This window comes from Falsiroseomonas sp. HW251, from assembly GCF_050563545.1.
In the GTDB taxonomy this organism is placed as follows: Bacteria; Pseudomonadota; Alphaproteobacteria; order Acetobacterales; family Acetobacteraceae; genus Falsiroseomonas.
On sequence record NZ_JBNXUM010000013.1, the window covers coordinates 37,890 to 61,272 of the forward strand.

Annotated in this window: 26 protein-coding genes; 19 read left to right on the forward strand and 7 right to left on the reverse strand. The window is 72.7% G+C overall.

Annotated elements, in window-relative coordinates; translation table 11 throughout:
• The first annotated feature begins 5 nt into the window (after positions 1-5).
• From ACLF3M_RS16725 to ACLF3M_RS16770, 10 genes are all read left to right on the forward strand, one after another.
• The gene (locus ACLF3M_RS16725; protein WP_430658092.1) at positions 6-1,499 is read left to right on the forward strand and encodes an ABC transporter substrate-binding protein; all 1,494 of its coding nucleotides are present in this window, start codon (positions 6-8) and stop codon (positions 1,497-1,499) included.
• Positions 1,500-1,524: 25 nt separating this feature from the next.
• Positions 1,525-2,790 (forward strand): glutamate-5-semialdehyde dehydrogenase, encoded by a 1,266-nt coding sequence (locus ACLF3M_RS16730; RefSeq protein WP_430658093.1) that lies wholly within the window; start codon positions 1,525-1,527, stop codon positions 2,788-2,790.
• Between the two features lie 57 nt (positions 2,791-2,847).
• Positions 2,848-3,141, forward strand: coding sequence for a DUF1330 domain-containing protein (locus ACLF3M_RS16735; RefSeq protein ID WP_430658094.1), 294 nt, complete (start codon positions 2,848-2,850; stop codon positions 3,139-3,141).
• A gap of 63 nt (positions 3,142-3,204) precedes the next feature.
• A complete protein-coding gene (locus ACLF3M_RS16740; protein ID WP_430658095.1) occupies positions 3,205-3,594 on the forward strand; it encodes a Rid family hydrolase in 390 nt (129 codons plus the stop codon).
• 13 nt (positions 3,595-3,607) lie between these two features.
• Positions 3,608-3,904, forward strand: coding sequence for a DUF1330 domain-containing protein (locus tag ACLF3M_RS16745; RefSeq protein WP_430658096.1), 297 nt, complete (start codon positions 3,608-3,610; stop codon positions 3,902-3,904).
• Positions 3,905-3,975: 71 nt separating this feature from the next.
• Complete coding sequence (locus tag ACLF3M_RS16750) at positions 3,976-4,824, forward strand: hypothetical protein (protein ID WP_430658097.1); 849 nt, start codon at positions 3,976-3,978, stop codon at positions 4,822-4,824.
• Between the two features lie 4 nt (positions 4,825-4,828).
• Positions 4,829-5,515: a nicotinate-nucleotide adenylyltransferase gene (locus tag ACLF3M_RS16755; RefSeq protein WP_430658098.1), complete on the forward strand. Its 687-nt coding sequence runs from the start codon at positions 4,829-4,831 to the stop codon at positions 5,513-5,515.
• Positions 5,512-6,294, forward strand: coding sequence for a ribosome silencing factor (rsfS, locus tag ACLF3M_RS16760; protein WP_430658099.1), 783 nt, complete (start codon positions 5,512-5,514; stop codon positions 6,292-6,294). Before ACLF3M_RS16755 ends, rsfS begins: the two co-directional genes overlap by 4 nt.
• Positions 6,248-6,751, forward strand: a complete 504-nt coding sequence (locus ACLF3M_RS16765; protein WP_430658100.1) for a 23S rRNA (pseudouridine(1915)-N(3))-methyltransferase RlmH — start codon at positions 6,248-6,250, stop codon at positions 6,749-6,751. The genes rsfS and ACLF3M_RS16765 overlap by 47 nt, the downstream gene beginning before the upstream one ends.
• Before the next feature lie 200 nt (positions 6,752-6,951).
• Positions 6,952-7,623, forward strand: a complete 672-nt coding sequence (locus ACLF3M_RS16770; RefSeq protein WP_430658101.1) for an NnrU family protein — start codon at positions 6,952-6,954, stop codon at positions 7,621-7,623.
• 33 nt (positions 7,624-7,656) lie between these two features.
• On the opposite strand, the gene ACLF3M_RS16775 is transcribed toward ACLF3M_RS16770, so the two are convergent.
• A complete protein-coding gene (locus ACLF3M_RS16775; RefSeq protein ID WP_430658102.1) occupies positions 7,657-8,637 on the reverse strand; it encodes a TAXI family TRAP transporter solute-binding subunit in 981 nt (326 codons plus the stop codon).
• 245 nt (positions 8,638-8,882) lie between these two features.
• Here ACLF3M_RS16775 and ACLF3M_RS16780 point away from each other — a divergent pair, with 245 nt between their 5' ends.
• The 7 genes from ACLF3M_RS16780 to ACLF3M_RS16810 all read left to right on the forward strand — a co-directional run bounded on the left by ACLF3M_RS16780 (position 8,883) and on the right by ACLF3M_RS16810 (position 17,812).
• Positions 8,883-9,998, forward strand: a complete 1,116-nt coding sequence (locus tag ACLF3M_RS16780; RefSeq protein ID WP_430658103.1) for an ion transporter — start codon at positions 8,883-8,885, stop codon at positions 9,996-9,998.
• Positions 9,999-10,149: 151 nt separating this feature from the next.
• A complete protein-coding gene (locus ACLF3M_RS16785; RefSeq protein WP_430658104.1) occupies positions 10,150-10,602 on the forward strand; it encodes a hypothetical protein in 453 nt (150 codons plus the stop codon).
• Complete coding sequence (locus tag ACLF3M_RS16790; RefSeq protein ID WP_430658105.1) at positions 10,559-11,914, forward strand: hypothetical protein; 1,356 nt, start codon at positions 10,559-10,561, stop codon at positions 11,912-11,914. The genes ACLF3M_RS16785 and ACLF3M_RS16790 overlap by 44 nt, the downstream gene beginning before the upstream one ends.
• Before the next feature lie 65 nt (positions 11,915-11,979).
• Positions 11,980-13,527: a 2,3-bisphosphoglycerate-independent phosphoglycerate mutase gene (gene gpmI, locus ACLF3M_RS16795; RefSeq protein ID WP_430658106.1), complete on the forward strand. Its 1,548-nt coding sequence runs from the start codon at positions 11,980-11,982 to the stop codon at positions 13,525-13,527.
• A 238-nt stretch (positions 13,528-13,765) separates the two neighbouring features.
• Positions 13,766-14,950: a murein hydrolase activator EnvC family protein gene (locus ACLF3M_RS16800; protein ID WP_430658107.1), complete on the forward strand. Its 1,185-nt coding sequence runs from the start codon at positions 13,766-13,768 to the stop codon at positions 14,948-14,950.
• A gap of 259 nt (positions 14,951-15,209) precedes the next feature.
• On the forward strand, positions 15,210-16,712 hold the full coding sequence (locus tag ACLF3M_RS16805; protein WP_430658108.1) for a S41 family peptidase: 1,503 nt from the start codon (positions 15,210-15,212) through the stop codon (positions 16,710-16,712).
• Positions 16,713-16,726: 14 nt separating this feature from the next.
• Positions 16,727-17,812 carry a divergent polysaccharide deacetylase family protein gene (locus ACLF3M_RS16810; protein ID WP_430658109.1) on the forward strand — a complete coding sequence of 362 codons (1,086 nt, stop codon included), beginning with the start codon at positions 16,727-16,729 and terminating at the stop codon, positions 17,810-17,812.
• A 26-nt stretch (positions 17,813-17,838) separates the two neighbouring features.
• On the opposite strand, the gene ACLF3M_RS16815 is transcribed toward ACLF3M_RS16810, so the two are convergent.
• Genes ACLF3M_RS16815 through ACLF3M_RS16825 form a run of 3 tightly spaced genes read right to left on the reverse strand, consistent with a single transcriptional unit; the run spans position 17,839 to position 20,938 of the window.
• On the reverse strand, positions 17,839-19,029 hold the full coding sequence (locus tag ACLF3M_RS16815; RefSeq protein WP_430658110.1) for a multidrug effflux MFS transporter: 1,191 nt from the start codon (positions 19,027-19,029) through the stop codon (positions 17,839-17,841).
• Positions 19,026-19,880 (reverse strand): TIGR01459 family HAD-type hydrolase, encoded by an 855-nt coding sequence (locus tag ACLF3M_RS16820; RefSeq protein ID WP_430658111.1) that lies wholly within the window; start codon positions 19,878-19,880, stop codon positions 19,026-19,028. The genes ACLF3M_RS16815 and ACLF3M_RS16820 overlap by 4 nt, the downstream gene beginning before the upstream one ends.
• Positions 19,877-20,938 (reverse strand): quinone-dependent dihydroorotate dehydrogenase, encoded by a 1,062-nt coding sequence (locus ACLF3M_RS16825; protein ID WP_430658112.1) that lies wholly within the window; start codon positions 20,936-20,938, stop codon positions 19,877-19,879. The genes ACLF3M_RS16820 and ACLF3M_RS16825 overlap by 4 nt, the downstream gene beginning before the upstream one ends.
• An 83-nt stretch (positions 20,939-21,021) precedes the next feature.
• On the opposite strand from ACLF3M_RS16825, the gene ACLF3M_RS16830 reads away from it, so the two are divergent.
• Positions 21,022-21,888: a DMT family transporter gene (locus tag ACLF3M_RS16830; RefSeq protein WP_430658113.1), complete on the forward strand. Its 867-nt coding sequence runs from the start codon at positions 21,022-21,024 to the stop codon at positions 21,886-21,888.
• Here the strand turns inward: ACLF3M_RS16830 and ACLF3M_RS16835 are convergent.
• The 3 genes from ACLF3M_RS16835 to ACLF3M_RS16845 are packed head-to-tail and all read right to left on the reverse strand — an operon-like array spanning position 21,864 to position 23,043.
• Complete coding sequence (locus ACLF3M_RS16835) at positions 21,864-22,217, reverse strand: DUF952 domain-containing protein (protein ID WP_430658114.1); 354 nt, start codon at positions 22,215-22,217, stop codon at positions 21,864-21,866. The two genes, ACLF3M_RS16830 and ACLF3M_RS16835, sit on opposite strands and share 25 nt — an antisense overlap.
• Positions 22,218-22,228: 11 nt before the next feature.
• A complete protein-coding gene (locus tag ACLF3M_RS16840) occupies positions 22,229-22,669 on the reverse strand; it encodes a cell wall hydrolase (protein WP_430658115.1) in 441 nt (146 codons plus the stop codon).
• Entirely contained in the window at positions 22,666-23,043 is a 378-nt protein-coding gene (locus tag ACLF3M_RS16845) for a hypothetical protein (RefSeq protein WP_430658116.1), read from the reverse strand. Before ACLF3M_RS16845 ends, ACLF3M_RS16840 begins: the two co-directional genes overlap by 4 nt.
• An 85-nt stretch (positions 23,044-23,128) precedes the next feature.
• Between ACLF3M_RS16845 and ACLF3M_RS16850 the strand changes: the two genes are divergently transcribed.
• The gene (locus ACLF3M_RS16850) at positions 23,129-23,347 is read left to right on the forward strand and encodes a hypothetical protein (RefSeq protein ID WP_430658117.1); all 219 of its coding nucleotides are present in this window, start codon (positions 23,129-23,131) and stop codon (positions 23,345-23,347) included.
• Positions 23,348-23,383 lie beyond the last annotated feature (36 nt).

Below are 23,383 nucleotides of genomic sequence, written 5' to 3' on the forward strand. Positions count from 1 at the left end.
GCCGCATGCTCCGCCTCGCCGTCGCCCTCTCGCTCGCCGCCGCACCGGCGCTCGCGCAGACCACCCTTCGCATCGGCATCGGCGCCGACCCGAATGTCCTCGACCCCGCGCAATCCGGCTCCTTCGTCGAGCGCGTCGTCTTCTCCGCGCTCTGCGACAAGCTCGTGGACGTGGCGCCCGACCTCTCCTTCCGGCCGGAGCTCGCGACGGCCTGGGAATGGGCGCCCGACGGCCGCGCGCTGACCCTGACGCTGCGCGACGGCGCGCGCTTCCAGGATGGCTCGCCGGTGGATGCGGCGGCGGTGAAGGCCAATCTCGACCGCTACCGCACCGCCCGCGAATCCCGCAGGCGCAGCGAACTCCGCCCCGTCAGCGACGTCGTCGTGGTGGACCCCCGCACCGTCCGCCTGGTGCTGTCGGAGCCTTTCGCGCCGCTGCTCTCGGTCCTGTCCGACCGCGCGGGGATGATGCTCGCCCCCTCCGTCCTGCCGATGGCCGAGCGGATCGGCGAAAATCCCGTCTGCTCCGGCCCCTACCGCCTGACGCGCCGCGTCGCGCAGGACCGGATCGAGATGGAGAGATTCGCCGGCCACTGGAATGCCGCCAATTTCCACTTCGACCGCGTGACCTTCCTGCCCCTGCCCGACAACACGGTGCGGCTGCTGAACCTGCGCGGCGGCCAACTCGACCTGATCGAGCGCGTCTCGCCCTCCGACATCCCCGCGATCGAGCGCGACCGGCGGCTGCGCATGGTCTCGGGGCCGTCCATCGCCTACCAGACCTTGCAGTTCAACCTCGGCAACGGGCCGCTCGGCAGCCGCCCGATCGGCGCCAATGCCCGCGTGCGGGAAGCCTTCGAGCTCTCGATCGACCGCGCCATCATCAACCAGGTCGCGCTCGAAGGCCGCTTCACGCCGAACAACCAGGCCGAGGCGCCGGGCACGCCCTACTACTTCTCCGACCTCGCTCCGCCCGCCCGCGATCCCGCCCGCGCACGGCGCATCCTGCGGGAAGCCGGCTTCGACCGCGTCGCGGTGACGATCCGCGTGCCCAACGCGCCGGTGGATGCGCAGGTCGCGGAGATCATCCAGTCCATGGCGGCCGAGGGCGGCTTCGACGTGAAGCTCGAGGTGACGGAGGCCTCGACCGCCGTCGCCGCGGTGGAGCGCGGCGATTTCGAGGGCTTCATCGGTATCTGGTCCGGCCGCCCCGACCCCGACGGCAACATCGCGTTCTGGCTGGCCTCGGACGGCTTCCTCAACCGCGGGAAATACCTCAACCCGCAGCTGGACCGGCTGTTCGAGCAGGCGCGCGCGGTGACCGCTGTGCCGGAGCGCCAGCGCCTCTATCGGGAGGCGACGCGGATCTGGCTGGCAGACCGGCCGATGCTGATCCTCTATCACCACCGCTGGTTCTGGGCGATGCGCGCGGACCTGCAGGGCTTCGAATCCGCGCCCGATGGGATCATCCGTCTGGCGGGGTTGCGCATCGGGCGCTAATGCTCCGCCCCGAGGAGTTACCGCGATGAACGTCGTCGCAGACGAAGTGACCCGCCTGCTGGAGACCGCCGCGCGTGATGCGCGCGAGGCTGCGCATGCGCTGTCCGTCGCGCCGCGACCGCAGAAGGACGCGGCGCTGACCGCCGCCGCGGCCGCGCTGCGCGCCCGCGCGGAGGCCGTGATCGCCGCGAATGCCGAGGACCTCGCCGCCGCCCCCGACCTGTCGGGCGCCTTCAAGGACCGGCTGACGCTGAACCCCGCCCGGGTCGAGGCGATGGCGCAGGGCCTCGAGGAGATCGCGGCCCTCCCCGATCCCGTCGGCCGGACCTTAAGCGAATGGACGCGCCCGAACGGCCTGGTGATCCGCCGCGTCGCGCAGCCCATCGGCGTGGTCGGCATGATCTATGAAAGCCGCCCGAATGTGACGGCGGATGCCGGCGGCCTCTGCCTGAAGGCCGGCAGCGCGGTGATCCTGCGCGGCGGGCGGGAGAGCCTGCGCAGCGCGCTCGCGATCCATGCCTGCATCGCCGAGGGCCTGCGCGCCGCCGGCCTGCCGGAAGCCGCGGTGCAGGTGGCACCCACCGCCGACCGCGCCTTCGTCGGCGCCATGCTGCGCGCGGCGGGGCTGATCGACCTCATCGTCCCGCGCGGCGGCAAGGGCCTGGTGACCCGCGTGATGGAGGAGAGCCGCGTGCCCGTCATCGCCCACGCCGAGGGCCTCTGCCACACCTATGTCCACGAAGCCGCCGACCCCGTCATGGCGCGCGCGCTGGTCGCGAACGCGAAGATGCGCCGCACCGGCGTGTGCGGCGCGACCGAGACGCTGCTCGTGGACGCCGCCATCGCGCCTTCGCTGCTGCCGGCGATCGTCGCCGACCTCCGCGCGCTGGGCTGCGACTTTCGCGGGGATGAGCGCGCGCGCGCCATCCTGCCGGAGCTGACGCCCGCCACCGACGACGACTTCCGCACGGAATGGCTCGACGCCATCCTGTCGGTGAAGGTGGTGGACGGCGTGGATGCGGCGCTCGATCACATCCGCCGCTACGGCAGCGAGCACACCGAAGCCATCGTCACGCAGGACGAGGCGGCGGCAGCGCATTTCCTCGGCCGGCTTGGCTCCGCCGTCGGGATGTGGAACGCCTCCACCCAGTTCTGCGACGGCGGAGAATTCGGCTTCGGCGCCGAGATCGGCATCGCCACGGGCCGGCTGCATGCCCGCGGGCCCGTGGGCCTCGAGCAGCTCTGCACCTATCGCTACCAGGTGATCGGCACCGGCCAGACGCGGCCGTGATGCGCTGGTGAAACGACCCCCGCCGGCATGCTAGCGTGCCGGCGGAGGAGGCCTTCCATGCCCGCCTACATCGTCGCCAGCGTCGAGGTCACGGACGAGGAAGGCTTCGCCCGCTTCCGCGAGATGCTGCCGCCGGTCGTCGCGAAGCATGGCGGCCGCTACCTCGTCCGCGCGGGCCGGCCCGAGATGCTGGAAGGCGACCTCGGCCTCAGCAGCCTCTGGATCCTGGAATTCCCGACGACCGAGGCGGCGCGGCGCTTCTTCGACAGCGGCGACAACCCGGCACTGCTCGATCTCTGGCTGACCTGCACACGCAGCGACGTCGCGCTGGTGGAAGGCGTGCCAGGCTGACCCGCGCTTGCGCGGCCGCCGGCGCCACGCCTAGGCTCGCCCCCGCAACAAGGGGAGGGCGCGATGAAGGAGATCATCGAGGTCCCGGTCGTCTCCGACACCATCCGCCGCACCGGCGTGCCGCTGTCGCCCTGCGTGCGCGCCAACGGCTTCGTCTTCGTCTCCGGCCTGCCGGGCATCGATCTCTCGACCGGGAAGATCGTCAGCGGCGCGATCGAGGCGCAGGCCGAGGCGTCGCTGCTCGCGTTGAAGCACACGCTCGAAGCCGCGGGATCGTCGCTGGACAAGGTCGTGAAGGTCACGGTCTATGCCGCGAACAGCGGGCACTACGCCGCGATCAACGCGGTCTATGCGCGCTTCTTCGCGGACAGCCCGCCCGCGCGCACCTTCGTCGCCGTGGGATCCTGGCCGATGGCGTTCGACCTCGAGATCGAATGCGTCGCGCTGGCCTGAAGGGGGAAACGCCATGCCCGCCTATCTCATCGCCAATATCGAGGTGACGGACCGCGCGGCCTTCGAGCGCTACCGCGCCGCGGTCCCCGCCGTCATCGCGGCGCATGGCGGACGCTACCTCGTGCGCGGGGGCGAGTACCGCCCGCTGGAAGGCAGCCTGCCGCTGAAGCGCCTGGTGATCCTGGAATTCCCGTCCATGGAAGCGGCGCAGGGCTTCTACGACAGCCCGGACTATGCGCCGCTGCTGAAGCTGCGGCTGGACAGCACAGCCTCCGACGTCGTGATCGTCGAGGGCTACGCGCCGGCCTGACGGCCACGCGGCCCTGATTCAGCACCGGCCCGGTTTGCGCTACCATGACGCGGCGCGATGCGGGAGGAACGATGCGCCACGCCCTCGCTGCCCTCTGCCTGATGCTGGCGCTCGCGCCCGCGGCGGCGCGCGCGGCCTGTCCCGGCCTGCCGGAGGTCGCGCGGCTGGCGATGGCGCTGCTCGACCGGACCACGCCCCCGCCGCCGCCCACCGCGCTGACCGCGCAGGACGCAGCCTGCATGCGCGAACGCGTGGCCGGGACGCTTTCGCAGCCCTGGGGCGACCAGGTCGGCTGGAAGGTCGCTGGTACCGCCGCGCAGCCGCAGGTCGGCACGCTCTATTTCGGCACGCTCCGCGAAAGGCCCGGCAGCACCTTCCGGCCCGGCCAGGCCGCGGCGCTGCCGGCCGCCTACGGCATCGCCCCGCAGCTTGGCGCCGGCCTGCTGCTGCGCATCCGCTACGACGGCGTGGGCGAGGTCGGGGACGACCACCTCTCGCTCATCCGGCACCTCGACGCCGTGATCCCCTTCCTCGACCTCGGGGACAGGATATGGCGGGACGCGGCCTTCACGCCGGCGCTGCTGCTCGGCATCAACCTCGGCACGCGGCTCGGCGTGCAGGGGGAGGAGATCGCGCCGGAGCCGACGCCGGCCTTCGCCCGCGCGCTCGGCGACCTGACCGCGGTGCTGGAGCAGGGCAGCCGGCGCGAGGAAGGCCCGGGCAGCGGCCCGGCCGGCCATCCGCTCGACGTGCTGGCCTGGCTGGCGCGCGACCTGCGTGAACAGGGGCGGCGCCTGCAGGAGGGCGAATACGTCGCGGTGATGCTCGGCCCGTCCTTTCCCGCCACGGCGGGGGAGGCGCGGCTCACCCTGATCGGCCTCGCGCCTCAGCCTGCGACCGTCGCCGTGCGGCTGGACTGAGGGGATGACGCTGAACAAGCGCGGCGACCGAAGGCGGCGCCGCATCGGCCTGCTCGGCGGCAGCTTCAATCCCGCCCATGAAGGCCACCGGCATGTCGCGGACGCCGTGCGCCGCGCGCTGAAGCTGGACGAGGTCTGGCTGCTGGTCTCGCCGGGCAACCCGCTGAAGCCGCGCGCGGGGATGGCGCCGCTGGCGCAGCGGCTGGCCTGGGCGCGCCGCGTCGCCGACGGGCGGCGGGTGATCGCGACCGACATCGAGGCCACGCTCGGCACCACCTATTCCACCGACACGCTGGCGGCGCTGCGCCGGCGCTTTCCCTGCGCGCGCTTCGTCTTCGTCATCGGCGCCGACAACCTGGTCCAGCTGCCGCGCTGGCAGCGATGGGAAAGGCTCGCCGCCGACACGCCGATCGCCGTGCTGCCCCGCCCGGGCTGGACGCGGAAGGCGCTGGCCGGCCAGGCCGCGCAGCGGCTGGCGCGGCACCGCCGGCGACCCGGCGCGTTGCTCGCCGGGGCGGCGCCCGCGCATGCGCCCTGGGCCTTCGTGCGCGCGGCGGAGCACCCGGCCTCCGCCACCGCGATCAGGGCGGCGCTGCAGCGCGGGGGTGTGGCCCCGGCGCCGCGGCGGGCGGCTGGGAAACCCGTTGCGGCGCCGGCGCGGATGCAGCCCGCCGCGGCGGCTGCTAGGTGACGTTTCAAGGCAATCGAGAAGAGGAGGCGGCCATAGCCCGCACGCCAAAGGCATCGGAAGCGAAGAAGCCCGCCGCGAAGGCCCCTGCGAAGCCGGGCGGGAAGGCGCCTGCGAAGGCGAAGCCTGCCGCCAAGGCGAAGGCCGCCGCTAGGCCGAAGGCCGCCGCCAAGGCGGCGAAGCCCGCGGCTAAGAAGCCGACGGCGCCCAAGGCCGCCCGGCCCGTCGGCAGGCCCGGCGCCAAGCCCGTCCGGAAGCCCGCGCCGAAGGCGACGCCGCAGCTCAAGGCCTCGGCCGCCGCCGCCGCTAAGCGCGCCGCGCCCCCGCGCCCCGACCGCCCGCCGCGGGCCCGGAAGCCGAAGGTCGAGCCCGCGCTGCTCGACCGCCTGGTCGTCGCCGCGCAGAAGAGCCTGGAGGACGACAAGGCCGAGGACGTCGTCGTCCTCGACGTCACGGGACGCGCGGACTACGCGGACCGGCTGGTGATCGCGACGGGCCTCGCCGATCGGCAGATCCAGGCCATGGCCACGCATCTCGAAGACGCCTTCGAGAAGCAGGGGCTGAAGCTCCGCCGCGACGCCACCAGCGCGTCGGGCGACTGGGTGCTGATCGATGCCGGCGACCTGGTCGTGCACCTCTTCAAGCCCGAGGCGCGCAGCCGCTATGCGCTGGAGCGCATGTGGGGCCCGGACAGCCCGGCGCCGGAGGGCCCGCAGGACCGCTCCGTGCTGCCCGATGACGGCATCGGCGGGTCCACCGCCACGGAAGACGACGACGATTAGGCTCGCGATCCTCGCGGTCGGGCGGCTGAAGCCCGGGCCGGAGCGGGACCTGTACGAGCATTACGCCGCCAGGCTGCGCCCGCCGCCCGTGGTGACCGAGATCCCCGAGGCGCGCGGCAGCGCGGCCGAGGTCCGGCGGCGGGAGGGCGAGGCGCTGCTGGCGGCGCTCCCGGCCGGCGCGGTGCTGGTCGCGATGGACCTCGGCGGCGAGGCGCAGAGTTCGGAGGGTTTCGCCGCCCTGATGGACCGCTGGGGCGCGTCGGGCAAGGCCGTCGCCTTCGTCATCGGCGGCGCCGAGGGCCTCGACCCTTCGGTGCTCTCCCGCGCCGCGCACCGCATCGCGCTCGGACCCATGACCTGGCCGCATTTCCTGGTTCGGGGGATGCTGGCCGAGCAGCTGTACCGCGCCCAGGCGATCAGGCAGGGGCATCCCTATCATCGGGCCTGGCGGCCGTAGGTGCCCGTCCTGTACCCCATCGACTTCCCTCCCCCGCTAGCGGGGTTCGCGGCATTGTCGCGACGCCGGAGTGGTCGGCTTCAGCCGACGACACGCAGGCTGGTCAGGATGGGGGTGCTTCGTCCCGCGACTCCCTTATCCTCCGCACCCCCACCCCAGCCCTCCCCCGCCTGCGGGGGCGGGAGAACAAGGCGACCGCCATGCTTCTTCTCCTCCTCGCCGCTGCCCTTTGGGTCGTCATCCATATCGGCGTCTCCGGCACGTCGCTGCGCGACGCCGCCGTCGCGAAGCTCGGCCCGACGCGCTTCATGATCGCCTTCTCCGTCGCCTCCTTCGTCTCGATCTTCCTGCTCGTCATGGCCTGGCAGAATGCGGAGACCACCGTGCTCTGGACCGCGCCCGCCTGGCTGCGCTGGATCCTCGCGATCGCCATGCTGCCGGCCTTCGTGCTGTTCATGGCGTCCCACAAGCGCAACCCGACAGCGGTCGGCAACAAGGGCCTCGGCGAGGAACCGCGAGGCATCCAGCGCGTGACGCGCCACCCCATGCTGATGTCCTTCGCGATCTGGGGCGCGGTGCATGTGCTGGGCAACGGCGACACCGCCGCGATCGTCTTCTTCGGCGCCTTCCTGCTGACCGCCGCCGCGGGCATGCCCTCGATCGACGCGAAGCTGGCGCGCCGGCACCCGCGCGAATGGCCGGACTTCGCCGTGAAGACCTCCATCCTTCCCTTCGCCGCCATCGCGCAGGGCCGCAACCGGCTGGTGCTGTCGGAGATCGGCTGGATGCCGCCGGTCGTGGGCCTCATCCTCTGGGCCGCGATGCTGCACTTCCACCGCAGCTTCTTCGGAGTCTCGCCGCTGCTGTTCTGACCGGCCTCGGAGCGCGGACTGCGGCGCTCGCCTTCAGTCCCCGAACAGAACGCCTTGCACCGCCCTGTTCTCGTAATACCGCGTCGCGCCGAGATGCCATGGCAGGACTGTGTTCTGGACGAAGTTGGCCGGCACGGTCGCCGCCGCCGCCGGATGCGCCTCCATCATCTCCGCGTGGAAATCGAAGACGGTCTTGACGAGCCGGTAAACGAGATCGCTGGGCAGATCGCGATGCCCGACGGCAAGATTGTAGATGCCGACAGTGTTGTAGTTCGATCGGAGCGACGCATAGCTTCCCGCGGGTATGACGGATGCCGCGAGCTCCGGGACGGCGAGGCGGAGGCTCACCACCATGTCCTGGGTGAGCGGGAGGTAGCGGATCGCCCGCCCGGCCTCGAGTTCGGCAAGTGCGGGGAAAGGCACGCCTGCGGCGGCGGCCAGGCCGTCGACCTCCCCTGACCGCAGCTGGGCGGCGAGTTCCTCCCAGCTGCCGTGCACGAGACGGGCCTGCACGCCGAGCCTCGGCAGCATGCGCGGGGTGTAGATCGCGGCCGTGCCGCCCTCGGGCCCGACTCCGACCGTCCTGCCGTCGAGCGCCGAGATCTGCGCGATGCCGGAGTCCTGGCGCGCAACGAAATGGAAGGGCGTGTCGTACATCGCGAACATGGCCCGCATCGCGCGGAGCGGCCGGCCTCCCGTCCAGTCGCCCGAGCCGGTCCAGCCTTCGACCGCGGCGCTCTTCGTCACGAAGGCGATCTGCGCGACGCCTTCCTCGAGGAGCGTGATGTTCTCGCTCGGACCCGCGGTGTCCCGCGTGGCGACCGACACGCCGAGCTCGCGCGACAGGATCCGGGCGAGCCCGATGCCGTAGGCGTGGTAGGTGCCACCTGCCGAGGCCGTGGCGATGAGGAGCGCGTCGGGCCAGTAGGGCTGCGCGGAACGGGCAGGCGAGATGCTGCTGACGAGCGCCGGAACGCAGAACGGCGCCGTGATCCAGAACCGCCGGGGCTTCATGACGCGTCTCCTCCGCTTCTGCCTGCCGAGGCGCCCGCCAGCACTCGGTCTGCCTGGTGGGCCGGACTACGCGATCGCATAAGGCACCGACCTCCAGGGAAGGTCCAGCATTACCGCTTCCGGCACGTCGCAGGCCGCGGCGGCGCAAGGGGAGGCTTCAGCGGGATCGCACCGGCCGGCAGCAGGCCGCTTGCATTACACGCAGTTCATGGCCATTCCGTCCGCCAAAGCCGGGATCCTGGACCATGCTGGAAGTGCTGACGCAGGCCGACATGGCCGACACGCTCCGCGCGCGCGCCGCGCGCCTCGTGATGTCCTCGCCCTTCCAGCGCGTGGTCATCGGCCTGATCCTCTTCAACGCCGTGACGCTGGGGCTCGAGACCTCGGACAGCGTCATGGCGTCCTGGGGTGGCCTGCTGCACACGATCGACCGCGTGCTGCTGGTGCTCTTCACCGCCGAGCTCGGCTTGGGCATCTACGCCTTCCGCAGCCGCTTCTTCCGCGACCCCTGGGGCCTCTTCGACCTCGTCGTCGTCGGCATCTCCTGGGTGCCGGAATCCGGCCCGCTCGCCGTCCTCCGCGCGCTGCGCGTCCTCCGTGTCCTGCGCCTGATCAGCGTGGTGCCGAGCCTGCGCCGCGTGGTGGAGGCGATGCTCGCCGCGCTGCCCGGCATGGGCTCCATCGTGCTGCTGATGGCGCTGATCTTCTATGTCTTCGCGGTGATGGCGGTGGAGCTGTTCGGCGACGCGATGGAGGAGCAGTTCGGCGATCTCGGCGCCGCGCTCTTCACGCTGTTCCAGCTCATGGCGATGGACGATTTCGGCAACGTCGTCCGCCAGGCGATGGAGCACAGCCCCCATGCCTGGCTGTTCTTCATCCCGTTCAGCATCGTCGCGACCTTCGTCGTGCTGAACCTCTTCATCGGTGATCGTGGAGAGCATCCAGGCCATGCGCGACACGCGGGAAAGCGCCGATGGCCGCGCCGCCCAGGCCGCCACCGACGCCGCGCGGTCCGAGGCACATCTCGACACGCTGCTCCTGGTGGCCGAGATCCGCGCGCTGCGCGCCGAGGTGCGGGAGTTGCGCGGCGAGCGGGCGCGCCAGGGCAGCTAATCCCTACCCGCACCCCCCCGCCATCGATCGACGGCAATCCGACGCTGAGTCGAATTTGCAACATTTCGTGTTCGTTTTGCCGGAACACGCTGATTCGCGTTTTCCGAGCTTGCCTGCCCGTCTCGCCGCGGCGCAATGTCCCGCCTTCGCGGGGGCGGGGGCAGGCGCTTTGCACACGAATCAGGACGGCGGCCTGGGCCGCCAGAGGCTGCCATGAACCGCCACACCCCGACCGCGTTCACGAATGATGCACCAGGTCGCCCTTCCAATGCCGCGTTCGGGCGGGACGCTGCATCGGTGTCCCGGCCTGAGGGCCCCCAGCGACAGCAGCAAGGTGCGAGCAACGTGCCAATCCGCCAAAATCCGGCCAGCGGGCCATCGGGCCTAGAGACCTCGCCCTTGGGCCCCGTCTTCGACGCGACCGGCCGCCGTCTCGCCGACCTGATCCGGCACCTCCCCAGCGTCCAGGCCTTCAGCTGGTATGTTCGCAGCCAGGAAGAAGCGCGGGCTCTCCCAGCACTGATCCACGAACTGCGCGCCGTCCCCGACATCCACGGCCGCGTCCAGTTCGTCGCTTATGGGCCGGGTCTCGATCCCGACACCATGGGCGCCATCGCCAAGGCCGGCGGGATCTACCACGGCCCGCACGCATTCGGCCCTGAGGGGCCGGCCTCCGGTGCCGATCTAGCCCTGGCGGTCGCGCATGACGTCGCTGCAGCCGTGCCACCCGTCGCCGCGCCAACCGGCACGAACCGGGCATCCCGCTTTGGGCTGGGCGCTGTGGACGTCACGAGCGCGGCCGACAAGTATGTCTTCGCGGCGCTCGTCGGCCGGCGCAGCGCCGGCCGATAAGGGGCGCCGCGCGCAACGCATCGGCTTGGCTGGCGTGACAGACCCCTATCTGCAGGCGCATCGGCTCGCTGAGCGCGCCTACCTCGCTTCCCACCTCACCCCGATCAGCCTCCGGGACCAGGTCCTGCGGGGAGCCACGCTGGTGGCCAGGCTTCTCCAAAGCGGCGAGATCGCGCCGGACAGACCACTTCTTGTCGCCGGCGCCGGCGCGGCCGGGGTCACGGCCGCCCTGGCCGCGGTACGCGCCGGGGTCCCTGCCATGCTCTTCGAGGCCAGCAACGATTCCCTCGCCCTACAGCGCTTTGCGGGCTCGCGCTTCATCGATCCCGCCGTTTATGACTGGCCCGTGGACCACTGGGGCAGTCGCCTTCTTCGCCACGGCGGCTCCGTGCCGCTTCCCTTTGCGGCCGACTATGCCTCCCGTCTAGCGTCGCAATGGATGGCGACCTTGCAGGCCCAGGCGGCCGCGCCCGCCACACTCCTGACCTGCTATTGGGGGGCCGCAGCCATCGGCATCGCGACGATCCAGCTGCCCGACACCACCCTTGGCACCCGCGTCGTCCTCGATGGGGTAGGGTCTTTCGAGGGCGGCGCGCTGATCTGGGCCACGGGCGACAAGCAGGAGGACACGGCGATCGCAGGCTCCGGCTTCACCGGCCGGCCATTCTGGGGACCTGACGACCTTACCATGCTCGGCGCCGGTGCCCGCGTCCTGGTCAGCGGCGCCGGTGACGGCGCGCTGCAGGATGCGCTGCGCGCCCTGACAGGGCGGGACGACATGGGGTACCTGCTCCGTGACCTCGACATCGATCCCGCCGCGGCCGCCCTGGTCCAGAGCGCGGAGGACCGCGCCCACCGGATCCGCGTCTGGCTGCCTGCCGGCGGCTCGAGAGCGAATTGCTTCCGCGAACTCGACGACGTTCACCGCGACGCCGTGAATATCGCGCTGGCGGCGCCAAGGCTTCGCACCACCGTCGATGCCACTCTTGCCGCCGGCCGGCCGATGGTGTGCGTCGTCCATCGCCAGCCATGGCTGACCGCCTATTACGGCCTCAACCGGTTCCTCGCCCTTCTCTTCGACCGCTTCCTGCGCAACGCCGGGCGCGACCCCCTGCTGTATCCTGGCGCGACTATCGCCGGCGTCACGGCCAGCGCGGCGTCAGGCTGGGATGTGAGCTTCAACGGGACCGCCGCGCCCCCGGCGGGCCGCTTCGACCGCGTCGTCGTCCGGCACGGCTACAAGGACATGGCACCGATCCCGCTGCCGGCGCCCCTCATCCGCAATCATTTGCTGCCCTATCATTGCCCCTGAGCGGGTTGCCCGGAGCCGACAGCCGCCGCATCTGCTGACCTGCCGCAGCAACCGGAACCTCCGCCATGCCCCCGCACCGTCCCGTCATGCTCGTCATCCTGGACGGCTGGGGCTGGCGCGAGGATCCCGCGGACAACGCGGTGAGGCAGGCGAAGACACCGGGCTTCGACGCGCTGTGGTCGCACGGGCCGCACGCCTTCCTCCGCACCTCCGGCCGCGATGTCGGGCTGCCCGACGGGCAGATGGGCAACTCGGAGGTCGGGCATCTCAATATCGGCGCCGGGCGCGTCGTGATGCAGGACCTCGTGCGCATCGATGCGGCGTGCGAGGACGGCACCATCGGCACCCTCCCGGCCTTCCGCACCCTGGTCGAGAAGACCAAGGCCGGCAGCGGCAAGCTTCACCTGATCGGCCTGCTCTCGCCCGGCGGCGTGCACAGCCACCAGGACCACGCCATCGCGCTGGCGAAGGCCGCCACCGCCGCGGGGCTGCAGGTCCTCGTCCACGCCTGGACCGACGGCCGCGACACCGCGCCGCAGGCCGCGCCCCGGTTCGTCGCCGACTTCGAAGCGAAGCTTCCGGACGGCGCGCGCATCGCGACGATCTGCGGCCGCTACTTCGCCATGGACCGCGACAAGCGCTGGGACCGCGTCCAGCAGGCCTACGACGTGATGGTCAACCCGCGAGGGGCGCGCTTCCCGACCGCCCAGGCCGCCATCAAGGCCGGCCACGCCGCCGGGAAATTCGACGAGTTCGTCCCCGCCGCCGCCATTGGCGACTACGCCGGCATGCACCACGGCGACGGCCTGCTCTGCTTCAACTTCCGGGCCGACCGGGTCCGCGAGATCCTGTCGGCCCTTGTCGATCCCGCTTTCGACGGCTTCGCCGCAGACCCCACGATCCGCTTCGCCGCCGCCGCCGGCATGACGCAATACAGCGTGGAGCTCGACCGCTTCCTGCTGACCCTCTTCCCGCCCCAATCCATGGCCGACATCCTCGGGCAGGTCGCGTCCAGGGCCGGCCTCGCCCAGCTGCGCATGGCCGAGACCGAGAAATACCCGCACGTCACCTACTTCCTGAACGGCGGCGAGGAGAAACCCTACCCCGGCGAGGACCGCACCATGGTCCCCTCGCCCAAGGTCGCGACCTACGACCTGCAGCCCGAGATGTCGGCACCGGAACTGACGGAAAAAGCGGTTCAGGCCATCCGCTCCGGCCGCTACGATCTCATCGTGCTGAACTTCGCCAACCCCGACATGGTCGGCCACACCGGCAGCCTCCCCGCCGCGATCAAGGCGGTCGAGACCGTGGACGCCGGCCTCGGCCGCATCGCCGAGGCCATCACCGCGATGGGCGGCCGCCTCCTCGTCACCGCCGACCACGGGAACGCCGAACTGATGCGCGACCCCGTCACCGGCGGGCCCCATACCGCCCACACCACCAACCCCGTCCCCGTCCTGCTGCACAACGCGCCCGCGGGCACCACCCTCCACGACGGCCGCCTGGCCGACATCGCACCGACCCTGCTCGCCCTGCTCGGCCTTCCCCAACCCCCGGCGATGACCGGCCAGTCGCTGCTGCGCGGCGGCGAGGGTGGCGTTGCGGCGGGGTGAGTCGCCCAGGGAGGGCTCTGCCCTCCCTGGACCCTCCCGCCAGGAGGCATCGGCCTCCTGGACCTGCGATCCGTTCAACGCCGAAGGCGGAGGGGGCCGAAGTGCCCCCTCCGCCTTCGGCGTTAGAAAACTGACGGCGGGGTCCGGGGAGCCCCATGGCTCCCCGGCGGGGGTCAGGGGGCGGAGCCCCCTGGCGACCTTCCTCGCGGCAGCGCTCCTCGTCGTCCCGGCGGCAGCGATGGCCCAGTCGCCCCGGGAGTTGAGGGACGCGGAGCGGGTCGCGCGGGAGCAGCGTCAGGCCGCGCAGGACGCCGCGGCCGAGGTCCGGCGCCGGGCGGAGGAGGAGGTGCGCCTGGCGGGCCAGCGGGTCGAGGCCGCCAGGCGCGCGCAGGACGCCGAGGCCGAGGTCGCCGCCGCCCGGGCGAGGGTCGCCGCCGCGCGCCGTATGGGCGATGGCGCGACGGCCGAGGTCCGCGCGCGGGCCGAGGCGCTGAGGCCCCTCTTGCCGGTAATGGTGAGGCTGTCGCTTTGGCCGGCCGAGACGGTGCTCGCCGTGCCCGCCGACCCCGAGGAAGCCCTGCGCGGCGCGCTGGTGTTGCGCGGCATGGTCCGCCGGCTCGAGGAGGAGGCGGCCGCGCTGCGGGAGGCGCAGCTGGATGCTGCCCAGGCCCAGGCGACGGCCGAGCGCGAGGCCGCGTCGCTCGCCGCCGCCGAGCGCCAGGCGCGGGAGGCCGAGGTGCGCCTTGATGCCGAGCTCGCCGAGGCCCGCCGTCGCCGCGCCGCGGCGGAGGCGGCGGAGGACCAGGCCGCCGATCGTGCCCAGGCCGCGGCGGCGCAGGCCCGCGACCTCGCCGACATGCTCCAGCGGCTGGAGCGCGAGCGCTTCCGGCGCGAGGCCGAGGAGCGCGCGAACGCCGCCGCCCGCGCGGCGGAGGAGGCGCGCCGGCGGGCGGAAGAGGCGCGGGAGCGCCAGCTCGCCGAGCAGGAGCGGTCGCGCCAGCGCGCCGACAGCGCCCGCCGGCAGGAAGCTTCTCTCCCCGCCGTCGCGGGCGGGCGGGTGCTGCCGGTGGCCGGCCGCGTCTCCCAGGGCTGGGGCGACCAGGGGGCGGGCGGCACGCATCGCGGCCTGACCTTCGCGGCCGCCCCCGGCGCGCGGGTCGTCTCGCCCTGTGCGGGGCGTGCGGTCTATGCCGCGCCGTTCCGCTCCTACGGCCTGCTGTTGATTGTGGATTGCGGCGGGGGGTACCATTTTGTCCTCGCCGGGCTCGATCGCCTTGACACCTCGGCGGGGCAGAGGCTGCTGGCCGGCGAGCCGGTCGGCGTGCTGTCGGCCTCTGGCGGCCAGGGCGCTTCGCTCTATGTGGAGCTCAGGCGCAACGGCCAGGCGGTGGACCCGCGGCCCTGGTTCGCCGCGCGGAGCTAGAGGGGCGCTTGGGCCCTCTCCCCTTCAATGCGGGAGAGGGTGGGGTGACGGGGACGGCGAGGAAAAGGGGCGCGCTCATCATCCTGCACGCCCCCCTCACCCAACCCTCTCCCCCCTGCGGGTGGAGAGGGCTTTCTGGGACTCGCGTCGGCGGGCCGGTTTGGGGAAATATGCGGGTTACACGGCCGGGGCATAAGGGGCCCCCTGCAACGGGAACTTCCAGCGGCCGCGGCTTCCGGCCAGGAGATCGGGTGATCGCATGGGCATGAACAACGGCACGGAGCGCAGCGGCAGGCTGCCGAGCGTCGGCCAGGTGACGGACAGCCCCGCCGAGCCGCCGGCGCCTGGCGACCGCAAGCGCCGCCTGCGCAGCGTCGGCGCGGTCGCCGCCGCCTTCATGGCCGGCGCCGTGATCGGCCCGATCATCGCCCTGCCGACCTTCCAGGCCTTCGCCCAGGATGGCGGCCGCGCCGAGACCTATCGGCTGCTCAACCTCTTCGGCGACGTGTTCGAGCGCATCCGCGCGGAATACGTTGAGCCCGTGAACGACCGCGACGTCATCGAGAACGCGATCAACGGGATGCTTCAGGGCCTCGATCCCCACAGCTCCTACATGAACCCGCGCAGCTTCCGCGACATGCAGGTGCAGACGCGCGGCGAGTTCGGCGGCCTCGGCATCGAGGTCACGCAGGAAGGCGGCTACGTCAAGGTCATCTCCCCAATCGACGACACGCCCGCCGCGCGTGCCGGCGTGCGCCCCGGCGACCTCGTCACCCACATCAACGGCCAATCCACCCAGGGCCTGACCCTGCAGGAAGCGGTCGAGCAGATGCGCGGCGAGCGCGGCACGACCATCCGCCTGACCATCCGCCGCGAAGGCGAGCGCGCGCCGATCGAGCTCGCGCTGCAGCGCGACGTGATCCGCCCGCAGGTCGCGCGGTTCCGCCTCGAAGGCAACGACATCGCCTATGTCCGCCTCTCCGCCTTCAACGAGCAGACCGAGGCCGCGCTGCGCCGCGCCGTCGCGGCGATGCGCCAGCAGGCCGGCGGCAACCTGCGCGGCCTGATCCTCGACCTCCGCAACAACCCGGGCGGGCTGCTCGACCAGGCGGTGCAGGTCGCCGACGACTTCCTCGACCAGGGCGAGATCGTCAGCACGCGCGCGCGTCGGAACGAGGACGCGCAGCGCTGGAACGCGCGGTCCGGCGACATCGCGCAGGGCCTGCCGATGGTCGTCCTGATCAACTCCGGCTCCGCAAGCGCGAGCGAGATCGTGGCCGGCGCGCTGCAGGACCATCGGCGTGCCGTGGTGATGGGCACCAAGAGCTTCGGCAAGGGCAGCGTGCAGACCGTGATGCCGATCCCCGGCAACGGCGCGATCCGCCTGACGACCGCGCGTTACTACACGCCGTCGGGCCGCTCGATCCAGGCCACGGGGATCGAGCCCGACATCGAGGTGCTGGCCCAGCGCCCCGACCCCAACGCGCCGCAGCGCGACCGCGAGGCCGACCTCCGCCGCGCGCTGCGCAACGACGGGCAGGCGTCGCAGCAGCAGCAGCAGCCCCAGGCCGCGCCGCCGCCGCTGAACCTGCCGAACGGCGTCGCCGACCGCGTGGTGCGCGCCCCGGCGGAGAACGCGCCGGCCTTCGATCCGACCAAGCCCGAGACCGACCACCAGCTGCAGCAGGCCGTGCAGTTCCTGCGCAACCTGGCCTCGGCGCAGGCCGGCCAAGGCGGCCCGCAGCGGCGCGCCCAACGCTAGGAGAGCTCTTCCGGATGCGCGGGTGGCGCGCCCTCGGCCTGTTCTGGGCCGCGGTGACCGCGCTGCTCGCGGGCGGCGCGGGGACGCTGGCCTGGCTCGGCCCACCGGCCGCGCCGGTCGTGGCGGAAGCGCCGGCTGCCCCGGCCGCCGCTCCGGCACCGGCGCCCGCACCGCCCCCGCAGGCCGCCGCACCGACGCCGCCGCCGCCCGCCCCCGCCGGCACCCCCGTTGCGCCGGAGCCGCCGCCGCTTTCGGCCGCCGCGACGCCGCGCAGCGACGCGAGCCCAGTCATCGCGCCGCCCGACCCGCAGCTTCTCGAACGCTCGCGGCATGGCGACATCCCGCGCCTCGGGCCGGACAACCGCAGCTCGATCCGCGCCTATGCCCGCGCCTTCGACCGCGGCGACCAGCGCCCGCGCGTGGGCGTCATCGTCAACAACATCGGTCTCTTCGCGCAGCATTCCGACGACGCGATCCGGCGCCTGCCCGGCGCGATCACGCTCGCCGTCAGCCCCTATGCGCTGCGGCCCGAGGCGATGCTGGACCGCGCGCGGGCGCGCGGGATGGAAGTGCTGATCGCGCTGCCGCTCGAGCCCCAGGGCTATGGCCAGGCCGCCGATCCCGGCGACCGCGCGCTGCTGACGACGCTGACGCTGAACGAGAACATGGATCGGCTGGACTGGGCGCTGTCGCGCATCCAGGGCCAGGTCGGCGCGATCGGCGGCCTGGGCGGCATGCGCGGCGAGCGCTACGCCGCGAATGCGGAGCTGCTGGGCGCGCTGCAGCAGCAGCTGACCCAGCGCGGCCTGCTGTATGTCGATCCGCGCCCTGGCGCGCCGACGCCCGCGCGCGCCTTCGGCCGCAGCGTGGACGTGCTGCTCGACGAGCCCTCCGCCGTGCGCGCGGAAGTGGAACGCCGCCTTGCGGGGCTGGAGGCGCTGGCGCGCAGCCAGGGCTCCGCGCTCGGCCTGGCGAACGACCCGGTGCCGAGCGTCGTGGCCGCCATCTCGGCCTGGAGCGCGGGGCTCGAGGAACGCGGCGTCGTCATCGCGCCGGTCAGCGTGCTGATCCGCCGCCCGAGCGAGCAGGCGAGCCGGTGAGTGGTTGGGCAGCGCCCTCCCCAGGATCACCCACCCACCGCGCGCCGCACGCCGCGCAGCGCGAGCCACGCGCCGATGCTGGCGCCGGCCATGACCAGCGCCGTGCCGATGCCGGCGCCGCCCTCGACCAGGCCCACCGTGAAGGACAGGGCCGCGCCCGACAGCATCTGCAGCGATCCCACCAGCGCCGAGGCCGTGCCGGCGAGTTGCGGCCGGGCGCTGAGCGCGCCGGCGAAGGCAGGGGGTTGCAGCATGCCGTTGCCGATCGCCACCAGCGCCATCGGGACGAAGAACGTCAGCAGGTGCGGCGGCAGCGCCAGCACGGCCAGCACCGCCATTCCCGCGCCGATGCCGTTCATCGCCACGCCGATGCCCATCAGACGCAGCGTGCCGAGCCGCACCGCCTCCCGACCCGCGACCCAGCTGCCGGCGGCGAAGCAGGCGGACAGCAGCGCGAAGGCGCCCCCGAAGGTCACGGCGGAGTAGCCCATGCCCTGCACCACCACGAAGGGCGCGCCGCCAAGGAAGGCGAAGAACACGCCCGACGCGCAGCCCAGCACCGCAGCATGGGTGCGGAAGGCCGCGATCGCCCACAGCCCGCGATAGGCGCCGAGCATCGCCGCGATGCCCGGCAGGTGCTGAGGCGCTGGCAGCGTCTCCGGCAGGCGGCGCGCAGCCACGATTGCGAGCGGGATCGCGAAGGCCAGGCAGGACAGCAGGATCGCGCGCCAGCCGAACCAGAGCTCAAGCAGGCTGCCGATCACGGGGGCGACCATCGGCGCGACGGTCATGCCCATGGTGACGTAGCCGAGCACCGACGCCGCCTGGTCGCGCGGCCAGACGTCGCGGATCACCGCGCGCGCCAGCACGACGCCGGCGCAGGCGCCGACCGCCTGCACCAGCCGCGCCAGGATCAGGCTGCCGATGCCCGGCGCGACGGCGGCCGCCAGGCTCGCCACCGCATAGACCGCAAGCCCGCCCATCAGCAGCGGCCGCCGCCCGAAGCGATCCGACAGCGGCCCGTAGATCAGCTGCCCCACCCCGACCGCGACGAGATAGAGCGTGACGATCAGCTGCACCGTCGCGATGCCGGCGCCGAGGTCGCGACCGATCGCGGGCAGCGACGGCACCACGACCTGCATGGTGAACGGTCCGATGCCGATCATCGCGACCAGCAGCCAGACCGGCGGACGCGGCCTGGCTGCGGCGTCGTTCACCACCGCAGTTCCGACAGCGCGGCGATCGGCGTAACGCCTTCTTCCGCCGCGACGCGCGCGAGTTCCGCGGGATCCGGCGCCTCGCCATGCGCGTGGGCCGCCAGGCCCGTCAGCGCCCAGACCGCGTCGATCCCCGCGGCCTGCGCGCCGGCGAGGTCGGTGTGCGGGCTGTCGCCGATCGCGACCACGCGCGCGACGTCGTGCAGGCCGAGCGCCTCCATCACCGGCGGATAGACCGCGGGGTCGGGCTTGCCGATCTCCGTCGCGCGCGGGCCGCCGAGTTCCACATACAGGTCCGCCAGCGCGCCGGCGCAGATCACGCGGCTCTCGCCCACCATGACGAAGCGGTCGGGATTGACGCAGAGCATCGGCAGGCCGCGGTGCGCGCAGGCTTCCAGCATGGGCCGATAGGGCGCGACCGCGCCATTGCCGCGTTCGGGATCGGGGCCGGTGTTCAGCACCCATTCCGCGGCGGCGGGATCGGCGGTCAGCTCGATGTCGAGCTCCTCGATCGTCGAGAGATCGCGTTCGGGCCCGATATGCAGCGCGCGGCGGCCGTAGCCGAGCGTCGATCGGTCGCGCAGCGCGCGCCAGGCGAGCTCGCCTGAGGTCACGATCGCGTCCCAGAGGCCGCGGTCGAGGCCCATGTTGGTCAGCAGGCGATCGACGACATGCGACCGCCGCGGCGCGTTGGACAGGAACACCACGCCCTTGCCGCGCGCCCGGAGTTCTCCGAGGGCATGCGCGACCCCGGGATAGGGTTTGCGGCCGTCATGCACGACGCCCCAGAGGTCGAAGACGAAGCCGTCATAGCGGTCCGCGAGCGGCGCGATGCCCTGAAGGATCTTCAACGGATGTCCGCCCCCACGATGTCCGCGACGTTGCGCACGCCGTCGCGCCGCAGCAGCGCCGCGAGCTCGCGCCTGATGCGCGAGATCAGCGCCGGCCCGTCATACGCAAAGGCCGCGTAGAGCTGCACGAAGGACGCGCCCGCGCGCAGCTTTTCCAGCGCGTCGGCGCCGGACGCGACGCCGCCGGTGCCGACCAGGGTCAGGTTGCGCCCCTTCGACAGCGACGCCACGCGCTTCAGCACGTCGGTCGCGAGATGCTTCAGCGGTGGCCCGGACAACCCGCCGGCCTGGCTGCGATGAGCGCTGCGCAGGCCTGGCCGCGTGATGGTGGTGTTGCCGACGATGAGGCCATCCATGCCATGCGTGACGACGGCCTCGACGATCGGTTCCAGCGCGGCGGGCGACAGGTCGGGCGCGATCTTCACCAGGATCGGCGGCTTCGCCTGTTGCGCGGCGCGCGTCTCGGCCATGGCGGCGAGGATGTCCTGCAGCTGCCGCTCGCCCTGCAGGTCGCGCAGGCCCGGCGTGTTGGGCGAGGAGATGTTGATCGCGACATAATCCGCCAGCGCCGCGACCTCGGCATAGAGCATGGGATAGTCGCGCAGCGGCGCCGCGCCTTCCTTGTTGATCGCGATGTTGACGCCGAGCATCGCCGGGCGCGGCCGCGGCAGGGCGGCGAGGCGCGCGCGGAAGGGTGCGATGCCCGCATTGTTCATGCCCATGCGGTTGATGACCGCGCGGTCCTCGACCAGGCGGAACAGCCGCGGCCTGGGGTTGCCGAATTGCGGCCGCGGCGTGACGGATCCCGCCTCCACGATGCCGAAGCCGAGCTTCATCAGCGGCCCGATCGCGACGGCCGACTTGTCGAAGCCGGCGGCGAGCCCGATGGGGTTGCGGAGGTCATGGCCGAGCACGCGGCAGGCCAGGATCGGATCGTCCGGCGTGCGGTCCGCGCCGGCCAGTCCGAAGCGCAGCGCGCGCAGCGCGAGGTCGTGCGCGCGCTCGGGGTCCACGCCGCGCATCAGCGGCATCAGGATGGAGGCGATGCGGGGGGTCATGGCGAGGCCGCCTTGTGCCCGGTCATGGCCGGGATGGGAAGCCGTGTTGACCGCGGGCCAGGGCGGCCCCAATCAGGCCGCCGATGGCAGGCCCGGTCTACATGCTCCTCGGCATCGGGCTGTTCGGCCTGCTCGACGCCATCAGCAAGACGCTGGCCGAGGGCTACGTCGTCTGGCAGGTGCTGCTGGTCCGCTTCGTGACCATCCTTGCCGTCGTCTTCGCGCTGCGCGCGGTGCGGCCGGGCTGGGGCGGGGTGCTCTCGACGCGCCGCAAGCGCACGCATCTCGCCCGCGCGCTGGCGATGCTGGGCAGTGCGGGCTGCTTCTTCATGGCCTTCCGCGCCCTGCCGCTGAGCGAAGGCTACCTCGTTTTCTTCACCTCGCCCTTCTTCATCCTGGCCTTCTCGCCCTGGCTGACGGGGGAGACCGTGCCGCGCGCGGCCTGGGGATGGGTGGCGGTCGGCTTCGCTGGCGTCGCGATGGGGCTGGCGCCGGGGCTGCTCGGCGGCGCCGCCGGCGGGATCGAGGGCTATGCCTGGGCCTTCGCCGGCACGATCTGCTATGCGCTGGTCTTCGTGCTGAACCGGTCGCTGCGGAGCGAGGTCGGGCTGGCCCGCGTGCTGGTCTGGCCGGCGGTGCTCGGCGTCGCGGTGATGCTGGTGCCAGGCCTGGTGAACTGGCGCACGCCGGATGCCGCGGCGCTGGCGCTGATGGTGGCGAATGGCGTGATCGTCGGCGTCGCGACCGCCGTGCTGGCCGAGGCCTTCCGGCATGCCGACGCCGCGCGGCTCGCGCCCTTCGGCTATTCCGGCCTGGTGTGGAGCGTGGGCTTCGACCTCGCGATCTGGGGTTACCTGCCGGGCTGGCCGACGGTGGCGGGCGCGGCGGTGGTGGTGCTGGCCTGCGTGATGAGCGAGCGCGCGGCTCAGAAGCCCGCGGGGAAGTCGTGAGTGCCGTCAGGCTTCACCACCAGCCGCGTCGCGGACAGCACCGCGCCGATCGGCAGCGGGCCATACAGATGCGGAAACAGCCCCGGCCGTTTCCCGCCGCTGGCCGGTTCCCACCTCAGCGCGTCGCCCAGCCGTGCGGCGTCGGCCTCCACCAGCCAGAGATCCGCCTCTCCGCGCCGGTGCTTCGCCGCGCTTTCCCTGACCTGCGCGGCGGTCGAGAAATGCAGGAAGCCGTCGCGCGCATCATCGGCGCTGCCGCGGTATTCGCCCACGCGCTCCGCCTCCCGCCACTCGGCGCCGCGGACCAGGGTGTAGACCAGCTTCTCCATGTGACGCGGTATCACGCGACCAGGCGGTAGAAGACAAGCCCGCCGATCTCCGCCGTCGGCGTGAGGCCGAGCGCCCAGCGCGGCAGCAATTCCTCCGCGTGATAATGCGTGGCGGCGCCGGTGGGGTCGGGCAGCGCGCCGGCCACCGCGCGGGCGGCGATGCGCCGGCAGGATCCGAGATCGGCGCCGTCGGACAATTCGGCGATGGCGCGGTGGCGCGGATGGCCGGGATGCCAGCAGGCGAACTGGAAGGGCGCGCGGCAGACGCCCGCCACGCCGAAGCCGAATCGCGCGGGGCCGCCGGGCTCGGCGGCGAGCCGCACGCGGGTCATGACCACGCTTGCCACGGCCTCGATCGCGCGGACCGGGCGGTCGGCGGCCTCGCCCCAGAGCGTGAGCGCGAGGATGTCGGTCGCGCCGGCGACGCGCGGCGCGGTCAGCGTATGCGTCATTCCTCGTCCTCCCCGCCGCGCAGGCCGAAGCCGATGCGCTGCGGTACGCGCTGGGCCGAGACGGCGGCGGCGGCGGTGGCGGCGCGGCTGACCTCGTCCAGCTTCTCCTCGAGCCGGCCGAGCTGGCGCGTCAGCCGGGCGTCGAGGTCGCGGATCAGCGACAGCGGCACATAGGTGCGCGCGACCTCGAGCTTGAAGGCCGACAGCTCCTCCCGCGGGGACTCGGCCGAAGGGGACGGCGGCGGCGTGGCGGGCGGCGCCTCGGGCCGCGTGGCGAGGTCGCGGCGCAGCTGCACCACAAGCCACAGCAGCACCAGCGCCAGCGGCGCGTCGGCCAGCGCGGAGACCAGCGCGGGCGGGATTTCCGCGGCCATGATGTTCACTCCTTCTGGGGCCGGGCGGCTTGAAGCCGCGCCCGGGGGGACCAAACTTCCGGCCTCGCATCGCTGCGCCGGAACCATGTGGAACGAGCCCTATCTCGAGACCTGCTGCCGATCGGCGCTGCACCGGCTGACGCTGGTCGGCGCGCCGGGGCGTCCGCCCGGGCTGAAGGACGGGCCCTGCCTGGAGAGGCTGACTGCGATGGGCCTGGCGCGGACGCGCGAGGACGGGCGGTACGCGATCACGCCGGCGGGCGAGGCGCGGCATGGCGTCGAGATACTGAAGAAGGCGGTGTAGCGCGTCAGGCCCCCTCCCCATCCCTCCCCCGCGACA

Excerpts from the sequence above, each read along its gene's own strand:
- ACLF3M_RS16745 (WP_430658096.1), top strand. The coding sequence starts at position 3,608 with ATGCCCGCCTATCTCATCGCCAATATCGAGGTGACGGACCGCGCGGCC.
- ACLF3M_RS16780 (WP_430658103.1), top strand. The coding sequence starts at position 8,883 with ATGCTGGAAGTGCTGACGCAGGCCGACATGGCCGACACGCTCCGCGCG.
- ACLF3M_RS16740 (WP_430658095.1), top strand. The coding sequence starts at position 3,205 with ATGAAGGAGATCATCGAGGTCCCGGTCGTCTCCGACACCATCCGCCGC.
- ACLF3M_RS16770 (WP_430658101.1), top strand. The coding sequence starts at position 6,952 with ATGCTTCTTCTCCTCCTCGCCGCTGCCCTTTGGGTCGTCATCCATATC.
- ACLF3M_RS16725 (WP_430658092.1), top strand. The coding sequence starts at position 6 with ATGCTCCGCCTCGCCGTCGCCCTCTCGCTCGCCGCCGCACCGGCGCTC.
- ACLF3M_RS16800 (WP_430658107.1), top strand. The coding sequence starts at position 13,766 with ATGGCCCAGTCGCCCCGGGAGTTGAGGGACGCGGAGCGGGTCGCGCGG.
- ACLF3M_RS16790 (WP_430658105.1), top strand. The coding sequence starts at position 10,559 with ATGTCTTCGCGGCGCTCGTCGGCCGGCGCAGCGCCGGCCGATAAGGGG.
- ACLF3M_RS16805 (WP_430658108.1), top strand. The coding sequence starts at position 15,210 with ATGGGCATGAACAACGGCACGGAGCGCAGCGGCAGGCTGCCGAGCGTC.
- ACLF3M_RS16835 (WP_430658114.1), bottom strand. The coding sequence starts at position 22,217 with ATGGAGAAGCTGGTCTACACCCTGGTCCGCGGCGCCGAGTGGCGGGAG.
- ACLF3M_RS16730 (WP_430658093.1), top strand. The coding sequence starts at position 1,525 with ATGAACGTCGTCGCAGACGAAGTGACCCGCCTGCTGGAGACCGCCGCG.
- ACLF3M_RS16775 (WP_430658102.1), bottom strand. The coding sequence starts at position 8,637 with ATGAAGCCCCGGCGGTTCTGGATCACGGCGCCGTTCTGCGTTCCGGCG.
- ACLF3M_RS16810 (WP_430658109.1), top strand. The coding sequence starts at position 16,727 with ATGCGCGGGTGGCGCGCCCTCGGCCTGTTCTGGGCCGCGGTGACCGCG.
- gpmI (WP_430658106.1), top strand. The coding sequence starts at position 11,980 with ATGCCCCCGCACCGTCCCGTCATGCTCGTCATCCTGGACGGCTGGGGC.
- ACLF3M_RS16765 (WP_430658100.1), top strand. The coding sequence starts at position 6,248 with ATGACGGCATCGGCGGGTCCACCGCCACGGAAGACGACGACGATTAGG.
- ACLF3M_RS16735 (WP_430658094.1), top strand. The coding sequence starts at position 2,848 with ATGCCCGCCTACATCGTCGCCAGCGTCGAGGTCACGGACGAGGAAGGC.
- ACLF3M_RS16850 (WP_430658117.1), top strand. The coding sequence starts at position 23,129 with ATGTGGAACGAGCCCTATCTCGAGACCTGCTGCCGATCGGCGCTGCAC.
- ACLF3M_RS16830 (WP_430658113.1), top strand. The coding sequence starts at position 21,022 with ATGGCAGGCCCGGTCTACATGCTCCTCGGCATCGGGCTGTTCGGCCTG.
- ACLF3M_RS16840 (WP_430658115.1), bottom strand. The coding sequence starts at position 22,669 with ATGACGCATACGCTGACCGCGCCGCGCGTCGCCGGCGCGACCGACATC.
- ACLF3M_RS16825 (WP_430658112.1), bottom strand. The coding sequence starts at position 20,938 with ATGACCCCCCGCATCGCCTCCATCCTGATGCCGCTGATGCGCGGCGTG.
- ACLF3M_RS16755 (WP_430658098.1), top strand. The coding sequence starts at position 4,829 with ATGACGCTGAACAAGCGCGGCGACCGAAGGCGGCGCCGCATCGGCCTG.
- ACLF3M_RS16845 (WP_430658116.1), bottom strand. The coding sequence starts at position 23,043 with ATGGCCGCGGAAATCCCGCCCGCGCTGGTCTCCGCGCTGGCCGACGCG.
- ACLF3M_RS16750 (WP_430658097.1), top strand. The coding sequence starts at position 3,976 with ATGCGCCACGCCCTCGCTGCCCTCTGCCTGATGCTGGCGCTCGCGCCC.